The sequence below is a fragment of the Pseudomonas sp. NPDC090233 genome (assembly GCF_044772285.1).
Lineage (GTDB): Bacteria > Pseudomonadota > Gammaproteobacteria > Pseudomonadales > Pseudomonadaceae > Aquipseudomonas.
The window spans coordinates 727,885-747,363 of the sequence record NZ_JBIVYQ010000002.1 but is presented as its reverse complement, the minus strand read 5'-3'; the positions used below and the strand labels follow the sequence as shown (position 1 = coordinate 747,363).

The following is a 19,479-nucleotide window of genomic DNA, read 5'->3' as shown; positions in this document are numbered from 1 at the left end:
TGATCAAGCCTGAACAACCGGGATCTTGGCGTTGGCCGCAGCTTCGCGGAACTCGGCGATCTGGTCGAAGCTCAGGTAGCGGTAGACGTCGGCAGCCATGCTGTCGATGTCCTTGGCGTACTGCATGTACTCTTCGACGGTCGGCAGTTTGCCGATGATCGAGGCGACAGCCGCCAGCTCGGCCGAGGCCAGGTACACGTTGGTCGCGTCGCCCAGGCGGTTCGGGAAGTTACGGGTCGAGGTGGAGACCACGGTCGAACCGGTCTGCACACGTGCCTGGTTACCCATGCACAGCGAGCAGCCTGGCATTTCCATGCGCGCGCCGGCCTTGCCGTAGATGCCGTAGTAGCCTTCTTCGGTCAGCTGGTGGGCGTCCATCTTGGTTGGCGGGGCCAGCCACAGACGGGTCGGAATACCGCCCTTGACCTTGTCCAGCAGCTTGCCGGCAGCGCGGAAGTGGCCGATGTTGGTCATGCACGAGCCGATGAACACTTCGTCGATCTTCTCGCCCTGTACCGAAGACAGCAGGCGGGCATCGTCCGGGTCGTTCGGCGCGCAGAGCACAGGCTCCTTGACGTCGGCCAGGTCGATTTCGATGATTTCGGCGTACTCGGCATCGGCGTCGGCCGACAGCAGCTCAGGGTTGGCCAGCCAGGCTTCCATGGCCTGGGCGCGACGCTCCAGGGTACGTGGGTCGCCGTAGCCTTCGCCGATCATCCAGCGCAGCAGGGTGATGTTGGACTGCAGGTATTCGGCGATGGCCTTTTCCGGCAGCTTGATGGTGCAGCCTGCAGCGGAACGCTCGGCCGAGGCGTCGGAAAGCTCGAACGCTTGCTCGACGGTCAGTTCGTCCAGGCCTTCGATTTCCAGGATGCGGCCGGAGAAGGCGTTTTTCTTGCCCTTCTTCTCGACGGTCAGCAGGCCTTTCTGGATGGCGTAGTAAGGGATGGCGTGCACCAGGTCACGCAGGGTGATGCCCGGTTGCAGTTTGCCCTTGAAGCGCACCAGGATCGACTCAGGCATGTCCAGCGGCATGACGCCGGTGGCGGCGGCGAAGGCCACCAGGCCGGAACCGGCCGGGAACGAGATGCCGATCGGGAAGCGGGTGTGCGAGTCGCCACCGGTGCCGACGGTGTCCGGCATCAGCATGCGGTTCAGCCAGCTGTGGATGATGCCATCGCCTGGGCGCAGCGACACGCCGCCACGGGTGCGGATGAAGTCTGGCAGGGTGTGGTGGGTGGTGACGTCGATCGGCTTCGGATAAGCAGCGGTGTGGCAGAACGACTGCATGACCAGGTCGGCGGAGAAGCCCAGGCACGCCAGGTCTTTCAGCTCGTCGCGGGTCATCGGGCCAGTGGTGTCCTGGGAGCCGACGGTGGTCATCTTCGGCTCGCAGTAGGCACCTGGGCGCACGCCCTGGCCTTCTGGCAGGCCGCAAGCACGGCCGACCATTTTCTGCGCCAGGGTGAAGCCTTTGCCGGAGTCGGCAGGCTGCTCTGGTTTCTTGAACAGGTCGGATGCACCCAGGCCCAGTTCAGCGCGGGCTTTTTCGGTCAGGCCACGGCCGACGATCAGCGGGATACGGCCGCCAGCGCGCACTTCATCGAGCAGCACTTCGGTTTTCAGCTCGAAGCTGGTGACCAGCTCGTCGCTTTCGTGACGGCGCACTTCACCTTTGTACGGGTAGACGTCGATCACGTCGCCCATGGCCAGGTTGGTGCAGTCGAATTCGATCGGCAGGGCGCCGGCGTCTTCCATGGTGTTGTAGAAGATCGGGGCGATCTTGGTGCCGAAGCAGAAGCCACCGGCGCGCTTGTTCGGCACGTTCGGGATGTCGTCGCCGAAGAACCACAGCACCGAGTTGGTGGCGGATTTACGCGACGAACCGGTACCGACCACGTCACCGACGTAGGCAACCGGGAAGCCTTTGGCCTTGACCGCTTCAATCTGCTTCAGCGGGCCGACCGAACCGGGTTGCTCTGGCTCGATGCCGTCACGGGCCATTTTCAGCATGGCCAGGGCGTGCAGCGGGATGTCAGGGCGCGACCAGGCGTCCGGGGCAGGGGACAGGTCATCGGTGTTGGTTTCGCCAGGCACCTTGAACACGGTCAGGGTGTACTTGTCGGCGATCGCCGGGCGGGAGGTGAACCACTCGCCGGCAGCCCAGGATTCCAGCACGGCCTTGGCGTGGGCATTGCCCGCCTTGGCTTTTTCGGCCACGTCGTGGAAGGCATCGAACATCAGCAGGGTGTGCTTGAGCTGTTCGGCCGCGACGGCGCCCAGTTCGGCGTCATCCAGCAGCGCGACCAGCGTTTCGATGTTGTAGCCGCCCTGCATGGTGCCCAGCAGCTCGGTGGCGTGCTTGCGGTCGAGCAGTGGGGACTGGGCTTCGCCCTTGGCCACGGCGGAGAGGAAGGCAGCCTTGACGTAGGCGGCTTCGTCGACTCCTGGCGGAACGCGGTTGGTGATCAGGTCTACGAGGAAGGCTTCTTCGCCGGCCGGCGGGTTTTTCAGCAGCTCGACCAGGCCTGCAGTTTGTTCGGCGTTCAGCGGCTGGGGCACGATACCCAGGGCGGCACGCTCTTCGATGTGTTTGCGGTAGGCTTCAAGCACAGTTATTACCCTCATCAGTGGTCCCTAAAGGGAGTCCGGGACGCTCATCCAGCATTCCATGCACCCATGCGCAATCACGGCTTCTTGGGCCGCCCAGCCAGGGTCGCAGAGAATCCTTACAGAAGCTGCTTTCAAAGTTTTACGCCTGCAGAACGGGGAGCTGATGAGGGCTGGCGCGGGCATGCGAGGGTGCATGGCCCGGGCCAACGCCGTTCTACCGGATGAACTGTGCTCGTGACGCTTTGAAAACAGCTTCCAACGGACATTGTTGCCTTGAAAAGGCGGAGTGATTCTACGGCAAATTGTCGCGGAAGGTAAGGCGGCGAACATGACTTTAACGGGTGACCCTGGTTAGACAAAGGGCTAACATGGGGCCGTGTTCCTCCGCCAAGCCGTTGTTTTTTCATGTCCAACCAGTCCATCAAGACCCCTTGCGTCGGCCTTTGCTCCACGGTGTATGGAGACACGGTGTGCCGTGGCTGCAAGCGTTTCCACCATGAAGTGATCAACTGGAATGGCTATGACGAGGCGCAGAAGCGTGCGGTGTGGCTGCGCTTGGAGCAGCTTTTGGCGCAGGTGATGATGGCCAAGCTGGAAGTGTTCGACAAAAGTTTGCTGCGCCAGCAGCTGCAGCAGCGCTCGATTCGCTTTGTCGAGCAGCAGTCGGAATATTGCTGGGCGTATCAGCTGATCGCCCGTGGGGCGCGGATGATTCGCGACCTGGAGGCTTATGGGATGGCTTTGCTGCCGGAGTTTCGTGACTGGGAGTTGCCGCAACTGCGCGATGCCATCGACCGCGAGTTCTTTTTGCTGTCCGAGGCGCATTACCAGCGTTACATCGCCCCGAGCTTTCTGCGTGATGCCCTGGAGAATGGGCAGGGTTGAGTCGTTGCAGTGAAGCTGCCGGCCCCATCGCGGATGAATCCGCGATGGGGCCGCTGAAAATCCCCGATCAATCCCCGGTATATTCGCACCCGCTGGTGCACGTCTCGTGAATCCGCACCTTCGACAGCTCCGGCAGCAACGGCTTGACCTGTTCCCAGATCCACTTGGCGATCACTTCGCTGGTCGGGTTCTCCAGGCCAGGAATGTCGTTCAGGTAGTTGTGGTCCAGTTGCTCGTAGAGCGGCTTGAAGATCGCCTTGATTTCGGAGAAATCACGAATCCAGCCAGTATGCGGATCGAGCGGGCCGGTCAGGTGCAGGGCGACCTTGAACGAGTGGCCATGCAGGCGGCCGCACTTGTGTCCCTCAGGGACGTGAGGCAGGCGGTGGGCCGATTCGAACGTAAATTCCTTGAAGATTTCCACGCTGTCAGAACTCTGTGTGTATCAATGATGCGCGCAGTCTACCAGCATGGCCGCTACAAGGCTTGCAACTGATCCTGCAGCCGCCCGGTGGCGATCAGCTCCAGCAGCTCGTCGCCCAGGCGCTGGCTTTCGGCAATGGCTTTGTACCAATAGCGCTTGCGGCTCGGGGCATCGCCCATGAAACGCTTGAAGTCGCCGCGGTCGGGTAGCTTGCCGAAGGGCAGGGCTGCCAGGTATTGCGGCGATGGCGTCAGCAGCAGCACGTTCTGCAGGCGCCTGGCATCGCCACGGCGCCACGGCAGGGCCTTGTCGAACCAGCCGGGCACCACCTTGTCGGTGAAGTGCGGATAAAGCACCAGATCATCGCCACGGTAAGGCAGGTCGAGGTGGTAGTCGAGCAGCCCGCCGTCACGGTAAGTGCCGCTGCCAACACCGGGGATGTCGCGCACCCCTTCCATCACCATCGGAATCGAGCCGGACGCCAGCAGGGCATGGCGCAGGTTGGCGAGGTCCAGTGGCAGGCAACGCGAAGGGAAGTCGGTGAGTGCGTCGAGCGGCGGTGGGGCGCGCCGGTCATGCAGGATGATGCGTTCGAAATGCCGGGCCAGGCGTGCGCGACCCAGCAGGTTGCTGGCGACCACCGAACCCAAACCCATGCCCAGGCGACCGCGATGGTCGTGGGCCAACTGGCCATGGCTCTTGACCACCAGAATGTTCAGGCGGTAGTTGGGGTTGGCGAGGATCTGCCCGTCGCGGCCCTGCAGCAGGTCATTGAGCATACGTTGGCAACTGCGGCTGATTTCGCTCGGCGTGACGCCCTTGGCGAAATCCTGCTCGGTATACAGCTCGCCCAGGCGCCGAATGCCGTCGACCGGGTCGTTCAGGCAGGCACTGGCGAAGCGCCAGGAGCCAATCGAAGCGCCGATCAAGGCGCGCTGGCGCGGCGCGGAGGGCAGCCACTCGCCGAACAACGCCAGGTCCAGACCCTGGATGCCCAAAGGCTTCGGCCCGCCAGCGGCACCCGGCACCACACCCACATCTGCGGCTTGCAGTCCACGTTCGCGGATGTGCTGCAGCGCGCGTTGGCCGGCCCTGAAGGTCAAGGCGGGGAATTTGATGTGAATGGCGCTCATGGGGGACCTCGCAGGCGGCAAGCGGGTCAGTATAAGGTCTGAATGCGATAACCGGCTGCGCTATCATGACGCCAGCTGTTTTCAGGTTGAGTTAAGGACCGGTGGTTAATCTTAACCCCGTAGACACATTACATATCTCGATGGAGAGACCCCATGAAGACTTTTACTGCCCTGTTCACCGCCGCTGCCCTGGCTTTCGGTGCCAACGCTGCCTTTGCCAAGGACGTTCAGCCTGACGAAGTGGTCAAGCTGGTCAACGCCAAGACCATCAAGTCGCTGGACGAGCTGAAAGCCGCCGCCGTGGCCAAGCACCCGGGCGCCACCGTCACCGATTCCGAACTGGAAAACGAGTACGGCCGCTACATCTACAAGGTCGAATTGCGAGACACTCAGAACGTCGAATGGGACGTCGACCTGGATGCCAAGACCGGTGAAGTCCTCAAGGACGAACAGGACCGCTAATGATCCACGTACCCCGGCCAGCGCGTTACCTGGCGCTCTCGCTGCTGGCCGTCTGCTCCCTGGCTGTTGCCCGCGACCTGGACCAGGATGAAGCCCTCAAGCTGCGCCAGGAGGGTGTCATCCTGCCGCTTGAGCAACTGCTGGAGACCGCCCTGGGGCGTCACCCCGGGGCGCGTCTGCTGGAGGCCGAGCTGGAAGAAGACGATGATCGTTACGAATATGAAGTCGAGCTGCTGACAAGCGCGGGCGTGGTGCGTGAGATCAAGCTCGACGCCAGCACCGGTGCCCTGCTCAAAGACGAGGAAGACGACTGAATGCGCCTGTTGCTTGTCGAGGACAATGTCCCGCTCGCTGACGAACTGATTGCCGGCCTGCAGCGCCAGGGCTACGCCGTGGACTGGCTGGCCGACGGCCGTGATGCGGTGTACCAGGGCCAGAGCGAGCCCTATGACCTGATCATTCTCGACCTCGGCTTGCCGGGGTTGCCGGGCCTGGAAGTGCTGGCGCAGTGGCGTGCCGGTGGCCTGGCCACGCCGGTATTGATCCTCACCGCGCGCGGCTCGTGGGCCGAGCGCATCGAGGGGCTCAAGGCCGGTGCCGATGATTACCTCAGTAAGCCCTTTCACCCGGAAGAGCTGCAACTGCGCATCCAGGCGCTGCTGCGGCGGGCGCGGGGTCTGGCCAACCAGCCCAAGCTGGAGGCCGCCGGCCTGCACCTGGATGAAAGCCGTCAGTGCGTAAGCCGCGAGGGCGTAGACATTCAACTGACCGCCGCCGAGTTCCGCCTGTTGCGCTATTTCATGCTGCACCCGCAGCAGATCCTGTCCAAAAGCCACCTGGCCGAGCACTTGTATGACGGTGAAACCGAGCGCGATTCCAACGTGCTGGAAGTGCACGTCAACCATTTGCGCCGCAAGCTGGGCCGCAGTGTTATTGAAACCCGCCGTGGGCAAGGTTATATCTACGCCGGGAGCTCGGAGTGAAATCGATCCAGGCACGCCTGAGCCTGGGCCTGGTTGCTGTGTTGGTCGTGGTCGGCGTGCTGCTCGCACAGCTCACCCTGTGGCTGTTCGAGGCCGGCCTGCAGCGCTACCTGGAAAACGGCCTGCGCAAGGAAAGCGAGAACCTGCTGGTAGCACTGGTGCGTGGACCGTCCGGCTTGCAGCTGGATGAGCGGCGCATTTCTGCAGCCTATCAGCGGCCGTTCTCTGGTTACTACTTCCGCATCGACTTCGACCAAGGCACCTGGCGCTCTCGCTCGTTGTGGGACCTGGACATGCCGAAACCGGCAGCGCCAGGCCTTTCCGACAGCCACGAGCTGGGCCCGGAAGGTCAGCAGTTGCTAGCGCTGCGGGCCGACTATCGGCGTTTGGGGCAGGACATCTCGATCAGCGTGGCCCAGGATTACTCGCCTGTGCGCGAGAGCTTCCGGCGCCTGCAGCAAATTGGCCTGGGCATGGGGCTGGTGGCCTTGATCCTGGTGCTGGTGCTGCAGCGCATCACCGTCACCCGCTCGCTGCGCCCGCTCGAACGCGCACGCCGGCAGATCGCCCAGCTGCAGCAGGGCCAGCGCTCGCAGCTGGATGCCGAAGTGCCCAGCGAACTGTTGCCGCTGGTAGGCCAGATCAACCATTTGCTCAGCCACACCGAAGACAGCCTGCGCCGCTCCCGCAATGCCCTGGGCAACCTCGGCCACGCGCTGAAGACGCCGCTGGCGGTGCTGCTCAGCCTGGCCTCCAGCGAGCGCCTGAAAGACCTGCCCGAGGTCCAGGCGCAATTGCGTGAACAGTTGGAGCAGATCCAGCAACGCCTGGCCCGCGAGCTGAACCGCGCACGCTTGGCGGGTGATGCGCTGCCTGGCGCGCAATTCGACTGTGACGCCGAGTTGCCGGGGTTGCTGTCCACCTTGGGCATGATTCATGGCGAAGGCTTGCTGCTAGAGCGCGACGTGCCGCCAGGTCTGTTGCTGCCCTGGGACCGTGAAGACGTTCTGGAGCTGCTCGGTAACCTGCTGGACAACGCCTGCAAGTGGGCGGACAGCGAGGTGCGGCTGGGGATCACGCCGTCTGCCGAGGGCTACCGACTGATGGTCGATGACGACGGCCCCGGCATCCCTGAAGGCCAGCGTCTTCAGGTACTGGAGCGGGGTTCGCGGCTCGATGAGCAGGTCGATGGGCATGGCCTGGGGCTGGGGATCGTGCGGGATATCGTCGATGCCTGGGGCGGGACATTGGCTCTGCAGGAAAGCCCACTGGGCGGCTTGCGAGTGAGCATCGAATTACCGCGCAAGGGCCGCTGACGCGATCCCCGTAGGAGCGGATTCATCCGCGAACACCGGCGCAGCCGGTGCACCCACCGCGTCGCCTGCTTCGCGGCTAAAGCCGCTCCCAATTCAAAAAAATTGCAGTACAGCCGCATTTTTTTGAATTGGCCCAAGCCCGCCGCCTACCGGCACAATCCCCCTCACGAAACCCTGCGGTTTCCATCTCTCCATGGACGGAGCCCCTAAGGGCCCAGGCCAATCCGGCTGGGCTTTCTTTTTAACTAAAAAAACATAACCACGATTACTTAAATGCCTGCCTTGCGTTCCGAAAGTCGTCTGCAGCGGCTGTTGCCGGCGCCGCTGAATATTCCCCCCAAACAATGGCTGCGTGCCGGTACCGGCGCGCTGCTCGCCCTGTTTCTCGCGGGCTGGCTGACCAGCCTGGTCTACGGCCCCGGCATCGCCTTGCACCTGCTGGGTCCGCTCGCGGCGTCGGCAGTGCTGGTATTCGCCGTGCACTCCGGGCCGCTGGCGCAGCCGTGGCCGGTGCTGGGCAGCTATGCCCTGGCCGGTGCGGTGGGCCTGGCCATGCGCGAAGGTTTCGGCCCTGAGCTGTGGGTCGCGGCGGCGGCGTTGGGCATTTCGATCCTGGTGATGTGCCTGTTGCGCTGCCTGCATCCGCCGGGTGGCGGCGTGGCGGTGACTGCGGTGCTGGCCGACTCGGGGCTGACGGCGCTGGGCGACCACTTGCTTGAACCCGTGCTGCTCAACGCGTTGATCCTGGTAGCGGTGGCGGTGGTGTACAACCGCCTGACCGGCGTGCGCTACCCCAAGGGCGTGGCACCGCGCAAAGACCTGCACCACACTCACGACCCGTTGCCCAGTGAGCGCGTCGGGGTCAGCGGCGAGGACCTTGACCAGGCTCTGAAAGAGCTGGGTGAGTACGTCGACGTCACTCGCGACGAGCTGGAGCGCATCATCCAGGCCACCGAGCAGCACGCCCTGAAACGCAGCCTCGGAGGCATCACCGCCGCCTCGGTGATGTCCCGCGATGTGCAGTTCGCCTCGCCAGATACCACCCTGGAGCAAGCCTGGAAAATGCTCGACAGCCATCACCTGAAAACCTTGCCAGTACTGCAGCAGGGCAAGCTGGTGGGCATTGTCAGCCTCAGCGACCTGGTTGGCCCGGCCATGCAGCGTGGCCAGTTCAGCTGGCGTGGGCTGTTCGGTCGCAAGGCGGTGCGCATGGAGCAGGTGATGAGCCGGAGGGTGATCAGTGTCGGTAGCCAGCACCCGCTTGAGCGGCTGCTGCCGCTGTTGTGCGAGCAGGGCCTGCATTGCTTGCCGGTACTCGACGGCGATCAGCTGGTTGGGGTGATCACCCAGACCGACCTCATCGCCGGCCTCAAGCGCCAGTTGCTCAGCGTCGTCGGCAGCGCTTCAGATCAGCGGGTCCCAGCGTTGTGACCAGTCGCTGGCGCCGGCGGCCACCAGCCGGCGCAGCACCGCGAAGGCCTGTTGCAGGGCCTCGCTGTCGCGCTTGCGCGGGTACACCAGGAAGGTCGGGTAGGTGAATTCCGGCGCCTGATCCACCCGCTCGAACACGCCGTTGTCCAGGTACGCCTGCACCACACGGGTACGGAAATAGCCGCTGCCGCCCTGGTCGAGAATGAACTGCAAGGCCAGCGGCCCGAGGTTGAAACTGAGTGCCGGACGCGCGCAATCGGGCAAGGCGGCGTCGTGCTGGCGGCGGAAGGCCTCGCCCCAGTCGATGTAGATGTACGGTTCGGGCCGATCGACCCGGCGAATGCGGATCAACTTCTCTTCCATCAACTGCTCCACCTGCAGGCCCGGGCCGTAGGTCGGCTGATACACCAGCGCGGCGTCGAGCAGGCCCATTTCCACCTTGCGCAGCAACGACTCACCGTCACTGACTTCGCTGCGGATGGCGTGGGTGGGCAGTTCACGGTGCAGGGCGCTGACCCAGTCGAGCAGTATCGGGTTGCCCAGGCTGACCTCGGCGCCCACATGCAGCACCTGCTGGCAGCCCTCGGGCAACGGCAGGTCGCGGCGCGCCGCTTCCCAGGTCTGTACCAGCTGGTTGGCGTAACTGACGAAGGCCTCGCCGTCGCTGGTCAGGCTGGCGCCGTTGCGGCTGCGTACGAACAGCTGGCAGCCCAACTGCTGCTCAAGGCGCTGCACGCGGGCGGTGATCGCCGTTTGCGAGACGAACAGGCGCTCGGCGGCGGCGACCAGGCTGCCGCTACGCACGATTTCCAAGAAAGTTCGGGCCTGATCGATATCCATGGGCTGCTCGGTGGTGGAAAAGGGCGCCTATTCTAGAGCCTTTGCACCGTTATGGGGCGCAATTGGCGTTCTCTGCAAATGTGCATATGGGTTGTGACTTTAGTCCCATGGCGGGCCCGGCGTGGCGGTCCATACTCAAGATTCGCCCTTCAATAACAACAAGTACCGGGTTGCCCTCGACATGACTTACCAGCACAGCTACGCCCATTCCATTGCCGACCCCGCCGCCTTCTGGGCCGAACAGGCCGATCACCTGGCCTGGTACCGCAAACCGACCCTGACCTTGCAGGAAAACCCCGACGGCACTCATCAATGGTTCGCCGACGGGCGCTTGAACAGCTGCTACCTGGCCTTGGACCGGCAGATCGAAATGGGCCGCGGCGAGCAGACGGCATTGCTTTACGACTCGCCCGTGACGGGTGTGCAGCAGGCGTTCACCTACAACCAACTGCGTGACGAAGTGGCGCGCCTGGCGGGCCTGCTGCGCCAGTTGGGTGTGGGCAAAGGCGATGGGGTGATCATCTACATGCCGATGGTGCCCCAGGCGGCCATGGCCATGCTCGCCTGCGCGCGGATCGGCGCGGTGCATTCGGTGGTGTTCGGCGGTTTTGCCGCCAACGAGCTGGCATTGCGGATCGACGATGCACGGCCGACGCTGCTGCTGACGGCCTCCTGCGGCCTGGAATTCGAGCGGGTGATCGAGTACAAGCCCTTGGTCGACCGCGCCCTGCAGTTGGCGCGCCATCAGCCGCGTCATGTGCTGGTACTGCAGCGGCCTCAGGTCCGCGCCCAGTTGCAGGCCGGTCGTGATCTCGACTGGCAGGATGCGCTGACGCATGCCGAGCCGGTGCCGCCGGTGGAGCTAGATGCCGCCGATCCGCTGTACATCATGTACACCTCCGGTACCACCGGCAAACCCAAAGGTATCGTCCGTGAAAACGGCGGCAACGCGGTCGCGCTCTGTTATGCGATGCGCCACATTTATGGCATGCAGGCCGGGGATGTGTGGTGGGGGATTTCCGATGTCGGCTGGGTGGTCGGCCATTCGCTGATCGTCTACGGGCCGCTGATGAGCGGCTGCACCACGGTGTTCTACGAAGGCAAGCCGATCCGTACGCCGGATGCCTCGGCCTATTGGCGCGTGGTCGAGCAGTACAAGGTCAATGCGCTTTTTTGCGCACCAACCGCCATGCGGGCGATTCGCAAGGAAGACCCGGATGGCGAGCTGATAGCCAGGCATGACCTGAGCTCGCTGCGCCAGCTGTTCCTGGCCGGGGAGAAGCTCGACTCCAGCACCCATGAATGGCTGGAGCGGGTCAGCGGCAAGCCGGTCCACGACCACTGGTGGCAGACCGAGACCGGCTGGCCGGTGACCGCGCCATGCGTCGGCCTACCCGGAAGCGCGGCGCGACCGGGGTCGAGCAACCGCGCGGTGCCGGGCTATCACGTGCGCGTGCTGGATGACGACGGGCATCTGCTCGGTCCCAACCATCAGGGTGCAATCGTCATTGCCCTGCCGTTGCCGCCCGGTTGCAGTCAGACCTTATGGGGTGACCACGAGCGCTACCTGCAGGCCTACCTGCGGACCTATCCGGGCTATTACCACACGGGCGACGGTGGCTATCTGGACGACGAGGGTTTCGTCTACATCATGGGGCGCACCGATGATGTGATAAACGTCTCCGGCCATCGCTTGTCCACCGGCGAGATGGAGGACCTGGTGGCGCGCCATCCGGCGGTTGCCGAGTGCGCGGTGATCGGCGTGCATGACGAGATCAAAGGGCAGGTGCCGCTGGCGCTGGTGGTGCTCAAGGATGGCGAGGGCATCGGCGAGTCGCAGTTGCTGGTCGAACTGGTGGGCAGCGTGCGCGAGGAAATCGGTGCGCTGGCGTGTTTCAACCGGGTGCGGTTGGTGAAGCGGTTGCCCAAGACCCGCTCGGGGAAGATCTTGCGGGCGGTGCTGCGCAAGATTGCCGATGGGCAGGCGTATGTGCCGCCGTCGACCCTGGATGATCCGGCGGTGTTGGGGGAGATCGAGGCGGTGCTGGCGGATTTGCCCAGGGCTGGCTGAACTGGCCTATTCGCGGGGCAAGTCAGGCCCTACCTGATGCAACTGCCCCAACCGGCTGCGAGTACGCATCAAGTCGGCAATCGCCCCGCCCAGGCTTTCTTCCAGCGGCTTGCGCCCGATCACCGTCACCTGCCGGTCCTGGTCATACAGCACATCCACCAGATTGACGAAGCGCTGCTGTGCGGCCAAAGAGCATTCCGAAAGGTCATCCAGCCCATCGATTACCCAGGTGTCGTACTGCTGGGCAAGCTGCAGGTAATCGATCACCGCCGTGGGCTGCTCGCACAGGTCATCGAAGGCGAACATTACCTGTCTGTCGCTGATGCCCAGCGTGCGCAGCATGCGTTTGTTCACTTCAAGGGTAACCGGTTGCGCGGCGGGTACATTCAAGGCCAGGCGCTGCGCCGCATCGCCCGGCCACACATAGTGCCCCTGGGTAAAGCGCTGATGCTCGCGGTTGGCCGGCAAGCTGCGAAAGTCGGTGTCGCCGCCTACCTCAAGTACTTCCATCCGGCCGTTGATCAGGCGGATCACCGGCAAGAATCGCTCATGGTACAGCGGGTTGGGCAGCAGCCCTTCGGGCGCGTAATTGGAGGTCACCAGGACGAAGATGCCGCGTGCGAACAACGCCGTGAACAGGCGGGTGAGGAGCATGGCATCGCCAATGTCATGCACATGGAATTCGTCGAAGCACAGCACCTGGCAGTCGCCCAACAATTCGTCCAAGGTCGCGCCCAGCGCATCGTCCAACAACCGATGGCGGTGCATTCCCTGATGCAGGCGGGCGAAAAAGTCATGGAAGTGCAGGCGCTGCTTGGCCTCGACCGCTATCGCTTGGAAGAAACCGTCGAGCAGCCAGCTTTTGCCTCGGCCTACCGAGCCATGAAGGTACAGGCTGCGTGGCTCGCCATCCGGCAGCCGCGCCAGTTGTTCGGCCATGTTGTGGATGACACGTCGCTGGCCATCGCTGAGCTGATAACCACGGCTGCGCGCCTTGTCTTCGAACCAGGTGAGCAGTTCGCTGTTGTTGGAAGATGCAGCACGCCGGCGCAGGCCGAGCTGGCGCAGTGGGGTAGGAATCCAGGCTGACAAACGCGAAGCTCCTTGGGCGAAAGAAGGGCAGGGTGCAGCTTGCCCCAGCTCGGCCAATTTGACCAACGCAAAAACTGCTGCGCATTGATCGCCTGGGCAGATGATTCAGCCTTTGCGCTCCAGTTGGCGCTCGATCATGTACTTGACGGTCAGCCGCCGCTCCTTGAGCTGGCGCAGGTCGTCATCCTGGAAGTTACCCGCCGAGATCGATTCGGCAGCGAGAACCTGGTTGTCGATGTCAATGTATTCGTCGAGCAGACGGTCCAGGGTCTTGTCCTGCTGGCGGCGCTGCTGGACGATTTCGCGGGGGTAGTGCAGGTCCTGGTACAGGTCGTGGGAAACGGGCATGGCATCCTCCTTGGTCAATGCAGATCGCTTATCTGATTGGAAGGGAGGAAAGCGATTGTGTTAAAGCGAAGCGGCGGAAAAACGACGGGTGGTTGCCTGGGTTTGCCTCGCGAGGCCCTGCAAAACACTAACTTGCTGTTTTAAAGCATTTTTTTTGACTTGGGGGGTTCCCAGGCCGAAAGAATGTTGTTAAAGTGCCGCGCATTCCAAGACAACAACCCAGTTGTCACTCAGTTGGAATGGTCAGAGCAGCTCACGCTGCATCCGATACAGGGGCGTCGCCAAGCGGTAAGGCAGCAGGTTTTGATCCTGCCATGCGTTGGTTCGAATCCAGCCGCCCCTGCCATTTTTCAAACACCATTTTTTGAATTCAGTGCAGATTCAATCGGCGCTGGGTTTTGTCGTTTCTGTCGTTTGCGCCGGCCCTTTCGCGGTCTTGCCTGCGAAAAGGTCAGCGCATTCACTGGAAATCTATCTGGCCACCCGCAGCAGCTCATCCAGCACCCGCGCCAGCTCTTCAGCCTGCACCGGCTTCTGCATCACCAAACTGTCTGGCAACTCCAGCCCCTGCAACTCCGCATACCCGGTGAGAAACACCACCGGCAACCGCGGATGCCGTTCGCGTGCCGCCAGCGCCAACTGTGCGCCATTGAATTCAGGCATGGCGAAGTCGGTGAGCAACAAGTCGATACCATCGTCCAGCAGCGCCAACGCCTGTTCGCCGTTGTGCGCTTGGCGTACCTGATAGCCATACAGTCGCAGCACATCGCCGAGCATGTCACGTACAAGGTGGTCATCATCGACCAGCAGCACAGTGCGGTCACGGCCACTGTCGCTGATCGCCTGGGAGGCCACCGGGGCAATCGGCTCGGCCGCCAGCTGATGCTTCACCGCTGGCAGGTACACCGCCACCTGAGTGCCATGCCCCGGCTGTGTATCGATGCGCACCCCGCCGCCAGATTGCTTGGCGAAACCGAACACCTGGGCCAGGCCCAGGCCAGAGCCTTTGCCGATGTCTTTGGTGGTGAAGAACGGCTCGAAGACCTTGGCCACCACCTCTTCGCTCATGCCGCACCCGGTGTCGCGGATGCTTAGCATCACGTACTCGCCGGGCTCGGGGTCTTCCGGGCGTTGGGGGCGGGCCTTGATCCGCGTGTTGCGGGTCGTGAGCGTCAGCTGGCCGCCTTCGGGCATGGCGTCGCGGGCGTTGATCGCCAGGTTGAGGATGATCATTTCGGTCTGGGTCGGGTCGGTCAGCGCCTGCCACAAGCTCTGGTCCAGATCCAGGCGCACGGAAATGCTACCGCCCAAGGTTCGACGCAGCAGTTCCTCCAGGCCGGTGAGGGTGCGATTCATGTTCAGCGGCACCGGCTCCAAACGCTGGCGCCGGGAGAACGCCAGCAATTGCGAGGTCAGCTTGGCGCCGCGCTCGCCCGCTTCGCGAATATGCTTCAAGCGCGTGCGGGCCTTGTCCAGGTCACCCTTGCCCAGGTCACGCTCCAGGAAACTTGCCCCGGTGAGAATGACCGTGAGCAGGTTGTTGAAGTCGTGGGCGACACCGGCCGTCAGCTGGCCGACCGCCTCAAGCCGCTGCATTTGTTGAAGCGCCGCCTCGATGCGCTCGCGCTCGGTGATCTGCTCGCGCAGGCGGTCGTTGGCTTCGGCCAGGCCCTGGGAGGCTTCGCGTTCGCTGGTGATGTCGCGTGCCACCACGTAAAGCAGCGTGTCTTCCGGTACCACCACCCAGGACAGCCAGCGCAACTGGCCGCTGGCATGCTGAATGCGGCCGACGAAGCGGGCACTGGTGCGGCCATGGGCCAGGGCAGCCAGCTCGGTCAGCAGCGACTCCTGATCGGGTTCGGGCAGCAAGTGCAGCAGCGAGGTCTGGCTAAGGCGTTCGCGGGAGAAGCCCAGGCTGGCCTCCCAGGCTGGGTTCAAGGCAACCGGGGTGAGGTCCTTGTTGAGCACGGCGAGCAAATCCTGGGACAGCTCCCAGGCACGGTCGCGCTCGCGGGTGCGGCGCTCGACCCGTTCACCCAGCATTTCGTTGAGCTGCTTGAGCGCCTGGGTGGCCAGACGCTGCGTGTGAATGTCCTGCAATACACCGGAAAATCGTGTGCACTGGCCATCGACGAACTGGCACTGGCCGCTGCTGAGCAACCAATGTGGCTCACGGCCATTGGGCTGGGCAATGCGGAATTCGACCCGGTACAGGCCATCGCTGTCAGGGCGCATGGCGAACTCCACGGCATCACGCACCCGTGGCAGGTCGTCAGGGTAGATGCCGGCATAGAACACGTCGAGGGTCATCTCGGTGTCAATGGGCAGTCCGAACAAGGTCTTGCAGCGGTCGTCCCAGACCAGCCGCCCTTCATGCGGGCGAAAGTCCCAGGTGCCCATGCCGGCCGCATCGATGGCAATGCGCGCACGTGCCTCGACATCCGCCAGGGCCTCCTCGGCGCGGCGCCGACGCTGGCGCTCCTGCACTTCGGTCAACGCCCGGCGCACGGCCTTGGGCAGCAGCGGCAGGTTCTTCTTCAATACATAGTCAGTGGCACCCAGGCGGATCATTTCCACCGCGTGCTCTTCGCCGTAGATGCCCGAGAGGTAGATGAACGGCGTGTCCGGCGCCAGGCGCTGGGCGATGGCCAGTACCTCGGTGCCAGACGAGCCTGGCAGCACGCAGTCACAGAGGATCAGGTCATACCTGGCCTCACGCAGGGCGTGCTCGGCGGCGATATGGTCGAATACCAGGCGCGATTGCACGTGCAACCCGCTGCGCTCCAGGCTCAGCAGGGTCAGCTCGGCGTCCAGCGAGCTGTCTTCGACCATCAGTAATTTGAGCGGCGTTTGCTGCATCTTCGCGGCGGGCCTCAGTTGCTGCCACGCCGGTTCAGGCGCAGCGAGCCGGGTGGGGGTTCGTTGAGCACCGCCCAGAATATCCCAAGGTCGGATATCGCCGCGACGAACTCCTTGAACTCCACGGGCTTGACCACGTAGGCGTTAACGCCGAGTTCATAGGCGCGTAGCAGGTCAGGTTCCTCGCGCGAGGAGGTCAGCATCACTGTCGGAATGCTGCGCAATTCGGGGGTTGCGCGCACGACCTTGAGTACCTCCAGGCCATCGACCTTGGGCAGTTTCAGGTCCAGCAGCAACACCGCTGGGTTACCGTCGTCGCGTTCGGCATACGCGTTGCGGCGCAGCAGGTAGTCGAGGGCGTCGGCACCGTCGCGCAGGACGATGACTTCGTTGGCCAACTGGCTGCGTTCCAGGGCCACGAGCGTGAGCTCCAGGTCCCGGGGGTTGTCTTCGACCAGCAGGATAGGTTTGAGCATGATGGTTCGGGTGCCTCAAGGGGTCTCTGTGTGACGGGGAAGGGTGAAATGGAAACTGGCGCCCTGGTCGACCTGGCCCTCGGCCCACACCCGGCCATCGTGGCGCTCGATGATTCGACGCACGCTGGCCAGGCCGATACCAGTGCCTTCGAAATCTTCCATGCGGTGCAGACGCTGGAACACGCCGAACAGCTTGTTGGCGTAGGCCATGTCGAAACCGACACCGTTATCGCGAATATAGACCTCGGTTTCCCCGGCGTGCTGGTGCGCGCCGATTTCGATGCGTGCAGGTTCGCGGCCACGGGTGTACTTGATGGCATTGGCGATCAGGTTGTGCAGCGCCAGGTTGATGAATGCCGGGTCGGCGAACACCTTTGGCAGTGGTGCGACATCCCAGACGATCTCGCGTCCTTCATAGTCGGGCGCCAGCTCCTGGCGGATGGCTTCGACCAGGGCATTGAGGTCGACATCCGACAGGCGCAGCGCCGAGCGGCCCATCTGCGAAAAGTTGAGCAGGTTGTCCACCAGGCTGCCGGCGAACTGCGCCGCTTCCTCGATATGCTTGAGGAAGCGCCGACCACGTTCGCTCAGACCCTGACCCTCAATTTCGCCCAGTAGTTCGGTGTAACCGGCGATATGCCGCAGCGGCGCGCGCAAGTCGTGGGACACGCTGTAGGAGAATGCTTCAAGCTCCTTATTCGAGCGTTGCAGCTCGTTGGCCAGTTGCGCCAGTTCCTCGGCCTTGCGCAGCACGATCCCCAGCACGGCGGTACGCAATTCGATCACGCCTTCGACCATCAGCGGGTCCCAGGGCTCGCAGTAACCGCTGAGCTGTTCCTGCCAGTGCTCGAAACTATGCCGTGGGTTGAGCGCGCCCTGGGGGCCGATCTGTTTGTCCGGCTTGCCAGCCCAGTTGACCGTGCGCACCTGTTCGGGGCGGAACCACAGCAAGTAGTGCGAGTGGATTTGCGAAATGGCCACGGCCAGCACGCCACCCGCATGCTCAGCCAGCTCGGGCAATTCGTCGAGGTCGCGGCGCAGGTTGTCGCTGTGGAATACCGTTTCGTCACCCCGCTGGCCCAGCCAGTGCACCAGTGCATTGACCTGCGCCGCAGGTGGTGTCTGGCCGATCAGGTCGCAGCGCTCGGCAGAGATGACTGCCGCGCCGCTGGCGCCGGCAAATGCCAGCAGCACCTCGGGCAAGGCGCGCAGGCCATCGCTGACGCTGTCATGGTCGGCCATGGACGAGATCATCCGCACGATGTGCTGGCGCAGGTCGAGCAGCTTCTGGGTATTGGCATGGGACTCGCGCGACTCGATCTGTAGCGACAACACGCTGGCCAGCAGCTCGCAGGCGGTGCGCGTGCGCAAATCGACCGGCCGCGGGTGTTGGTCGTGGCACGAGACCAACCCCCAGAGCTGCCCGTCGACCACGATCGACAAGGACATCGAGGCCAGGGTGCTCATGTTGCGCATGTACTGCAGGTGCACCGGCGAGACACTGCGCAAGGCGGCGAACGTCATGTCCAGCGGCTTGCCGGTGCGTGGGTTGGTGGCAGGTACCAGCGGCGAGGCCTGGTAATTGGCATCTTCGATCACCCGAATGCGGTTGACCCGATACAGCTCGCGGGCCTGGCGCGGGATGTCGGCCGCCGGGAAGCACAAGCCGAGGTATTGCGGGTAACCGGCTTCGGCCACCTCAGCGAGCACCTCACCATTGCCCTCGGCATCGAAGCGGTAGGCCTTGACTCGGCCAAAACCGGTGATGCGCTTGATTTGCAGCACGGTCTGTTGCAACAGCTCTTCCAGGCTTGCGGCATTGTTCAGGCTGCTGACGAAGCCGCGCACCAGCGGGTAGTAGTCGCCTTGGTTGGCGATGCCTGTGGCCTGGCGAAAGGGTTCGAACTCGGCGATCAGCACCTGGTCGTGGCGGTGGGTGAGCAGCCGCAGTTTGTCGCTGCTGAGGGCGCCCGGGCGCAATTGCACATCGCCTATGTGGAAAGGGAAGACGTCGTCGCTGGGCAAGCGTTCGAGCTGGGCACGCAGGTCGAAGCTGTCGCTGACCACGTCGGCGAAGGTGCAACCCACCAGCTCACGGGCGGGCACGCCCAGCCAGTGTTCGGCGTTGGCGCTGGCCTGGAGGATATGCAGGCTCTGTTCGTCAAGCACCAGCAGAAAGCCGTGGGGCTGGATGCTGCCCGGCACCTGGATCGGCTCTTGGGCGCAGCGTTCCACGGCTTCGGCGAGGGCGATGTCTGCGGTCGTCAATGAATACGCTCCTGTCATGTTCGTCCATGCATGGCGCGCATGCGTCTGCTACCGACTCGTTGTCGCTATGCACCGTAACAGAATGTGCACCGCTTTGCCGGCCTATGGCCATTGGAGGCGTTGAATGTTCATGGGTTCGCTGTCAGTGGAAAATTTGTTGGGGATTTTTTACTGGCCGCTAAATCTTTGTCGTTATCACAAAAGAATGGCACCCAGCCATCACGGCTTGGCCTACGGCTGCTACGCTGAAATTCATAATAGAGAAACAAGGAATGTGA

16 protein-coding genes and 1 tRNA gene are annotated in these 19,479 nt (G+C 63.3%); 8 read left to right on the top strand and 9 right to left on the bottom strand.

Annotated features, from left to right (window positions below; all coding sequences use genetic code 11):
- Nucleotides 1-3: 3 nt before the first annotated feature.
- A complete protein-coding gene (gene acnB, locus ACIQUF_RS07815) occupies nucleotides 4-2,613 on the bottom strand; it encodes a bifunctional aconitate hydratase 2/2-methylisocitrate dehydratase (protein ID WP_403130326.1) in 2,610 nt (869 codons plus the stop codon).
- A 405-nt stretch (nucleotides 2,614-3,018) separates the two neighbouring features.
- On the opposite strand from acnB, the gene ACIQUF_RS07810 reads away from it, so the two are divergent.
- Entirely contained in the window at nucleotides 3,019-3,498 is a 480-nt protein-coding gene (locus ACIQUF_RS07810) for a DUF1289 domain-containing protein (RefSeq protein WP_403130175.1), read from the top strand.
- Nucleotides 3,499-3,565: 67 nt separating this feature from the next.
- Here the strand turns inward: ACIQUF_RS07810 and queD are convergent, their stop codons facing one another.
- Both queD and ACIQUF_RS07800 read right to left on the bottom strand, forming a co-directional pair.
- Nucleotides 3,566-3,922: a 6-carboxytetrahydropterin synthase QueD gene (queD, locus tag ACIQUF_RS07805; protein ID WP_119140288.1), complete on the bottom strand. Its 357-nt coding sequence runs from the start codon at nucleotides 3,920-3,922 to the stop codon at nucleotides 3,566-3,568.
- A gap of 53 nt (nucleotides 3,923-3,975) precedes the next feature.
- Entirely contained in the window at nucleotides 3,976-5,055 is a 1,080-nt protein-coding gene (locus tag ACIQUF_RS07800) for a patatin-like phospholipase family protein (RefSeq protein WP_403130172.1), read from the bottom strand.
- A gap of 153 nt (nucleotides 5,056-5,208) precedes the next feature.
- On the opposite strand from ACIQUF_RS07800, the gene ACIQUF_RS07795 reads away from it, so the two are divergent.
- The 5 genes from ACIQUF_RS07795 (at nucleotide 5,209) to ACIQUF_RS07775 (ending at nucleotide 9,247) form a co-directional block, all read left to right on the top strand.
- On the top strand, nucleotides 5,209-5,517 hold the full coding sequence (locus ACIQUF_RS07795; protein ID WP_403130169.1) for a PepSY domain-containing protein: 309 nt from the start codon (nucleotides 5,209-5,211) through the stop codon (nucleotides 5,515-5,517).
- Entirely contained in the window at nucleotides 5,517-5,831 is a 315-nt protein-coding gene (locus ACIQUF_RS07790) for a PepSY domain-containing protein (RefSeq protein ID WP_403130166.1), read from the top strand. The genes ACIQUF_RS07795 and ACIQUF_RS07790 overlap by 1 nt, the downstream gene beginning before the upstream one ends.
- On the top strand, nucleotides 5,832-6,500 hold the full coding sequence (locus tag ACIQUF_RS07785; RefSeq protein WP_403130163.1) for a response regulator transcription factor: 669 nt from the start codon (nucleotides 5,832-5,834) through the stop codon (nucleotides 6,498-6,500).
- On the top strand, nucleotides 6,497-7,816 hold the full coding sequence (locus tag ACIQUF_RS07780) for a sensor histidine kinase (protein ID WP_403130160.1): 1,320 nt from the start codon (nucleotides 6,497-6,499) through the stop codon (nucleotides 7,814-7,816). Before ACIQUF_RS07785 ends, ACIQUF_RS07780 begins: the two co-directional genes overlap by 4 nt.
- A 273-nt stretch (nucleotides 7,817-8,089) precedes the next feature.
- Entirely contained in the window at nucleotides 8,090-9,247 is a 1,158-nt protein-coding gene (locus ACIQUF_RS07775) for an HPP family protein (protein ID WP_403130157.1), read from the top strand.
- Here ACIQUF_RS07775 and ACIQUF_RS07770 read toward each other — a convergent pair.
- Entirely contained in the window at nucleotides 9,221-10,087 is an 867-nt protein-coding gene (locus ACIQUF_RS07770; protein WP_403130154.1) for a LysR family transcriptional regulator, read from the bottom strand. The two genes, ACIQUF_RS07775 and ACIQUF_RS07770, sit on opposite strands and share 27 nt — an antisense overlap.
- Before the next feature lie 181 nt (nucleotides 10,088-10,268).
- Between ACIQUF_RS07770 and ACIQUF_RS07765 the strand changes: the two genes are divergently transcribed.
- Nucleotides 10,269-12,158 (top strand): propionyl-CoA synthetase, encoded by a 1,890-nt coding sequence (locus tag ACIQUF_RS07765; RefSeq protein WP_403130151.1) that lies wholly within the window; start codon nucleotides 10,269-10,271, stop codon nucleotides 12,156-12,158.
- Nucleotides 12,159-12,164: 6 nt separating this feature from the next.
- Here the strand turns inward: ACIQUF_RS07765 and zapE are convergent, their stop codons facing one another.
- On the bottom strand, nucleotides 12,165-13,250 hold the full coding sequence (zapE, locus tag ACIQUF_RS07760) for a cell division protein ZapE (RefSeq protein WP_403130148.1): 1,086 nt from the start codon (nucleotides 13,248-13,250) through the stop codon (nucleotides 12,165-12,167).
- Between the two features lie 105 nt (nucleotides 13,251-13,355).
- Complete coding sequence (locus ACIQUF_RS07755; RefSeq protein WP_401074131.1) at nucleotides 13,356-13,598, bottom strand: hypothetical protein; 243 nt, start codon at nucleotides 13,596-13,598, stop codon at nucleotides 13,356-13,358.
- A gap of 271 nt (nucleotides 13,599-13,869) precedes the next feature.
- On the opposite strand from ACIQUF_RS07755, the gene ACIQUF_RS07750 reads away from it, so the two are divergent.
- Nucleotides 13,870-13,944: transfer RNA gene (locus ACIQUF_RS07750), tRNA-Gln, on the top strand.
- A 125-nt stretch (nucleotides 13,945-14,069) separates the two neighbouring features.
- Here the strand turns inward: ACIQUF_RS07750 and ACIQUF_RS07745 are convergent.
- The 3 genes from ACIQUF_RS07745 to ACIQUF_RS07735 are packed head-to-tail and all read right to left on the bottom strand — an operon-like array spanning nucleotide 14,070 to nucleotide 19,219.
- Entirely contained in the window at nucleotides 14,070-16,457 is a 2,388-nt protein-coding gene (locus ACIQUF_RS07745; protein WP_403130144.1) for a response regulator, read from the bottom strand.
- Between the two features lie 14 nt (nucleotides 16,458-16,471).
- Nucleotides 16,472-16,933, bottom strand: coding sequence for a response regulator (locus tag ACIQUF_RS07740; RefSeq protein WP_403130141.1), 462 nt, complete (start codon nucleotides 16,931-16,933; stop codon nucleotides 16,472-16,474).
- A gap of 15 nt (nucleotides 16,934-16,948) precedes the next feature.
- Entirely contained in the window at nucleotides 16,949-19,219 is a 2,271-nt protein-coding gene (locus ACIQUF_RS07735) for an ATP-binding protein (protein ID WP_403130138.1), read from the bottom strand.
- Nucleotides 19,220-19,479: the final 260 nt, after the last annotated feature.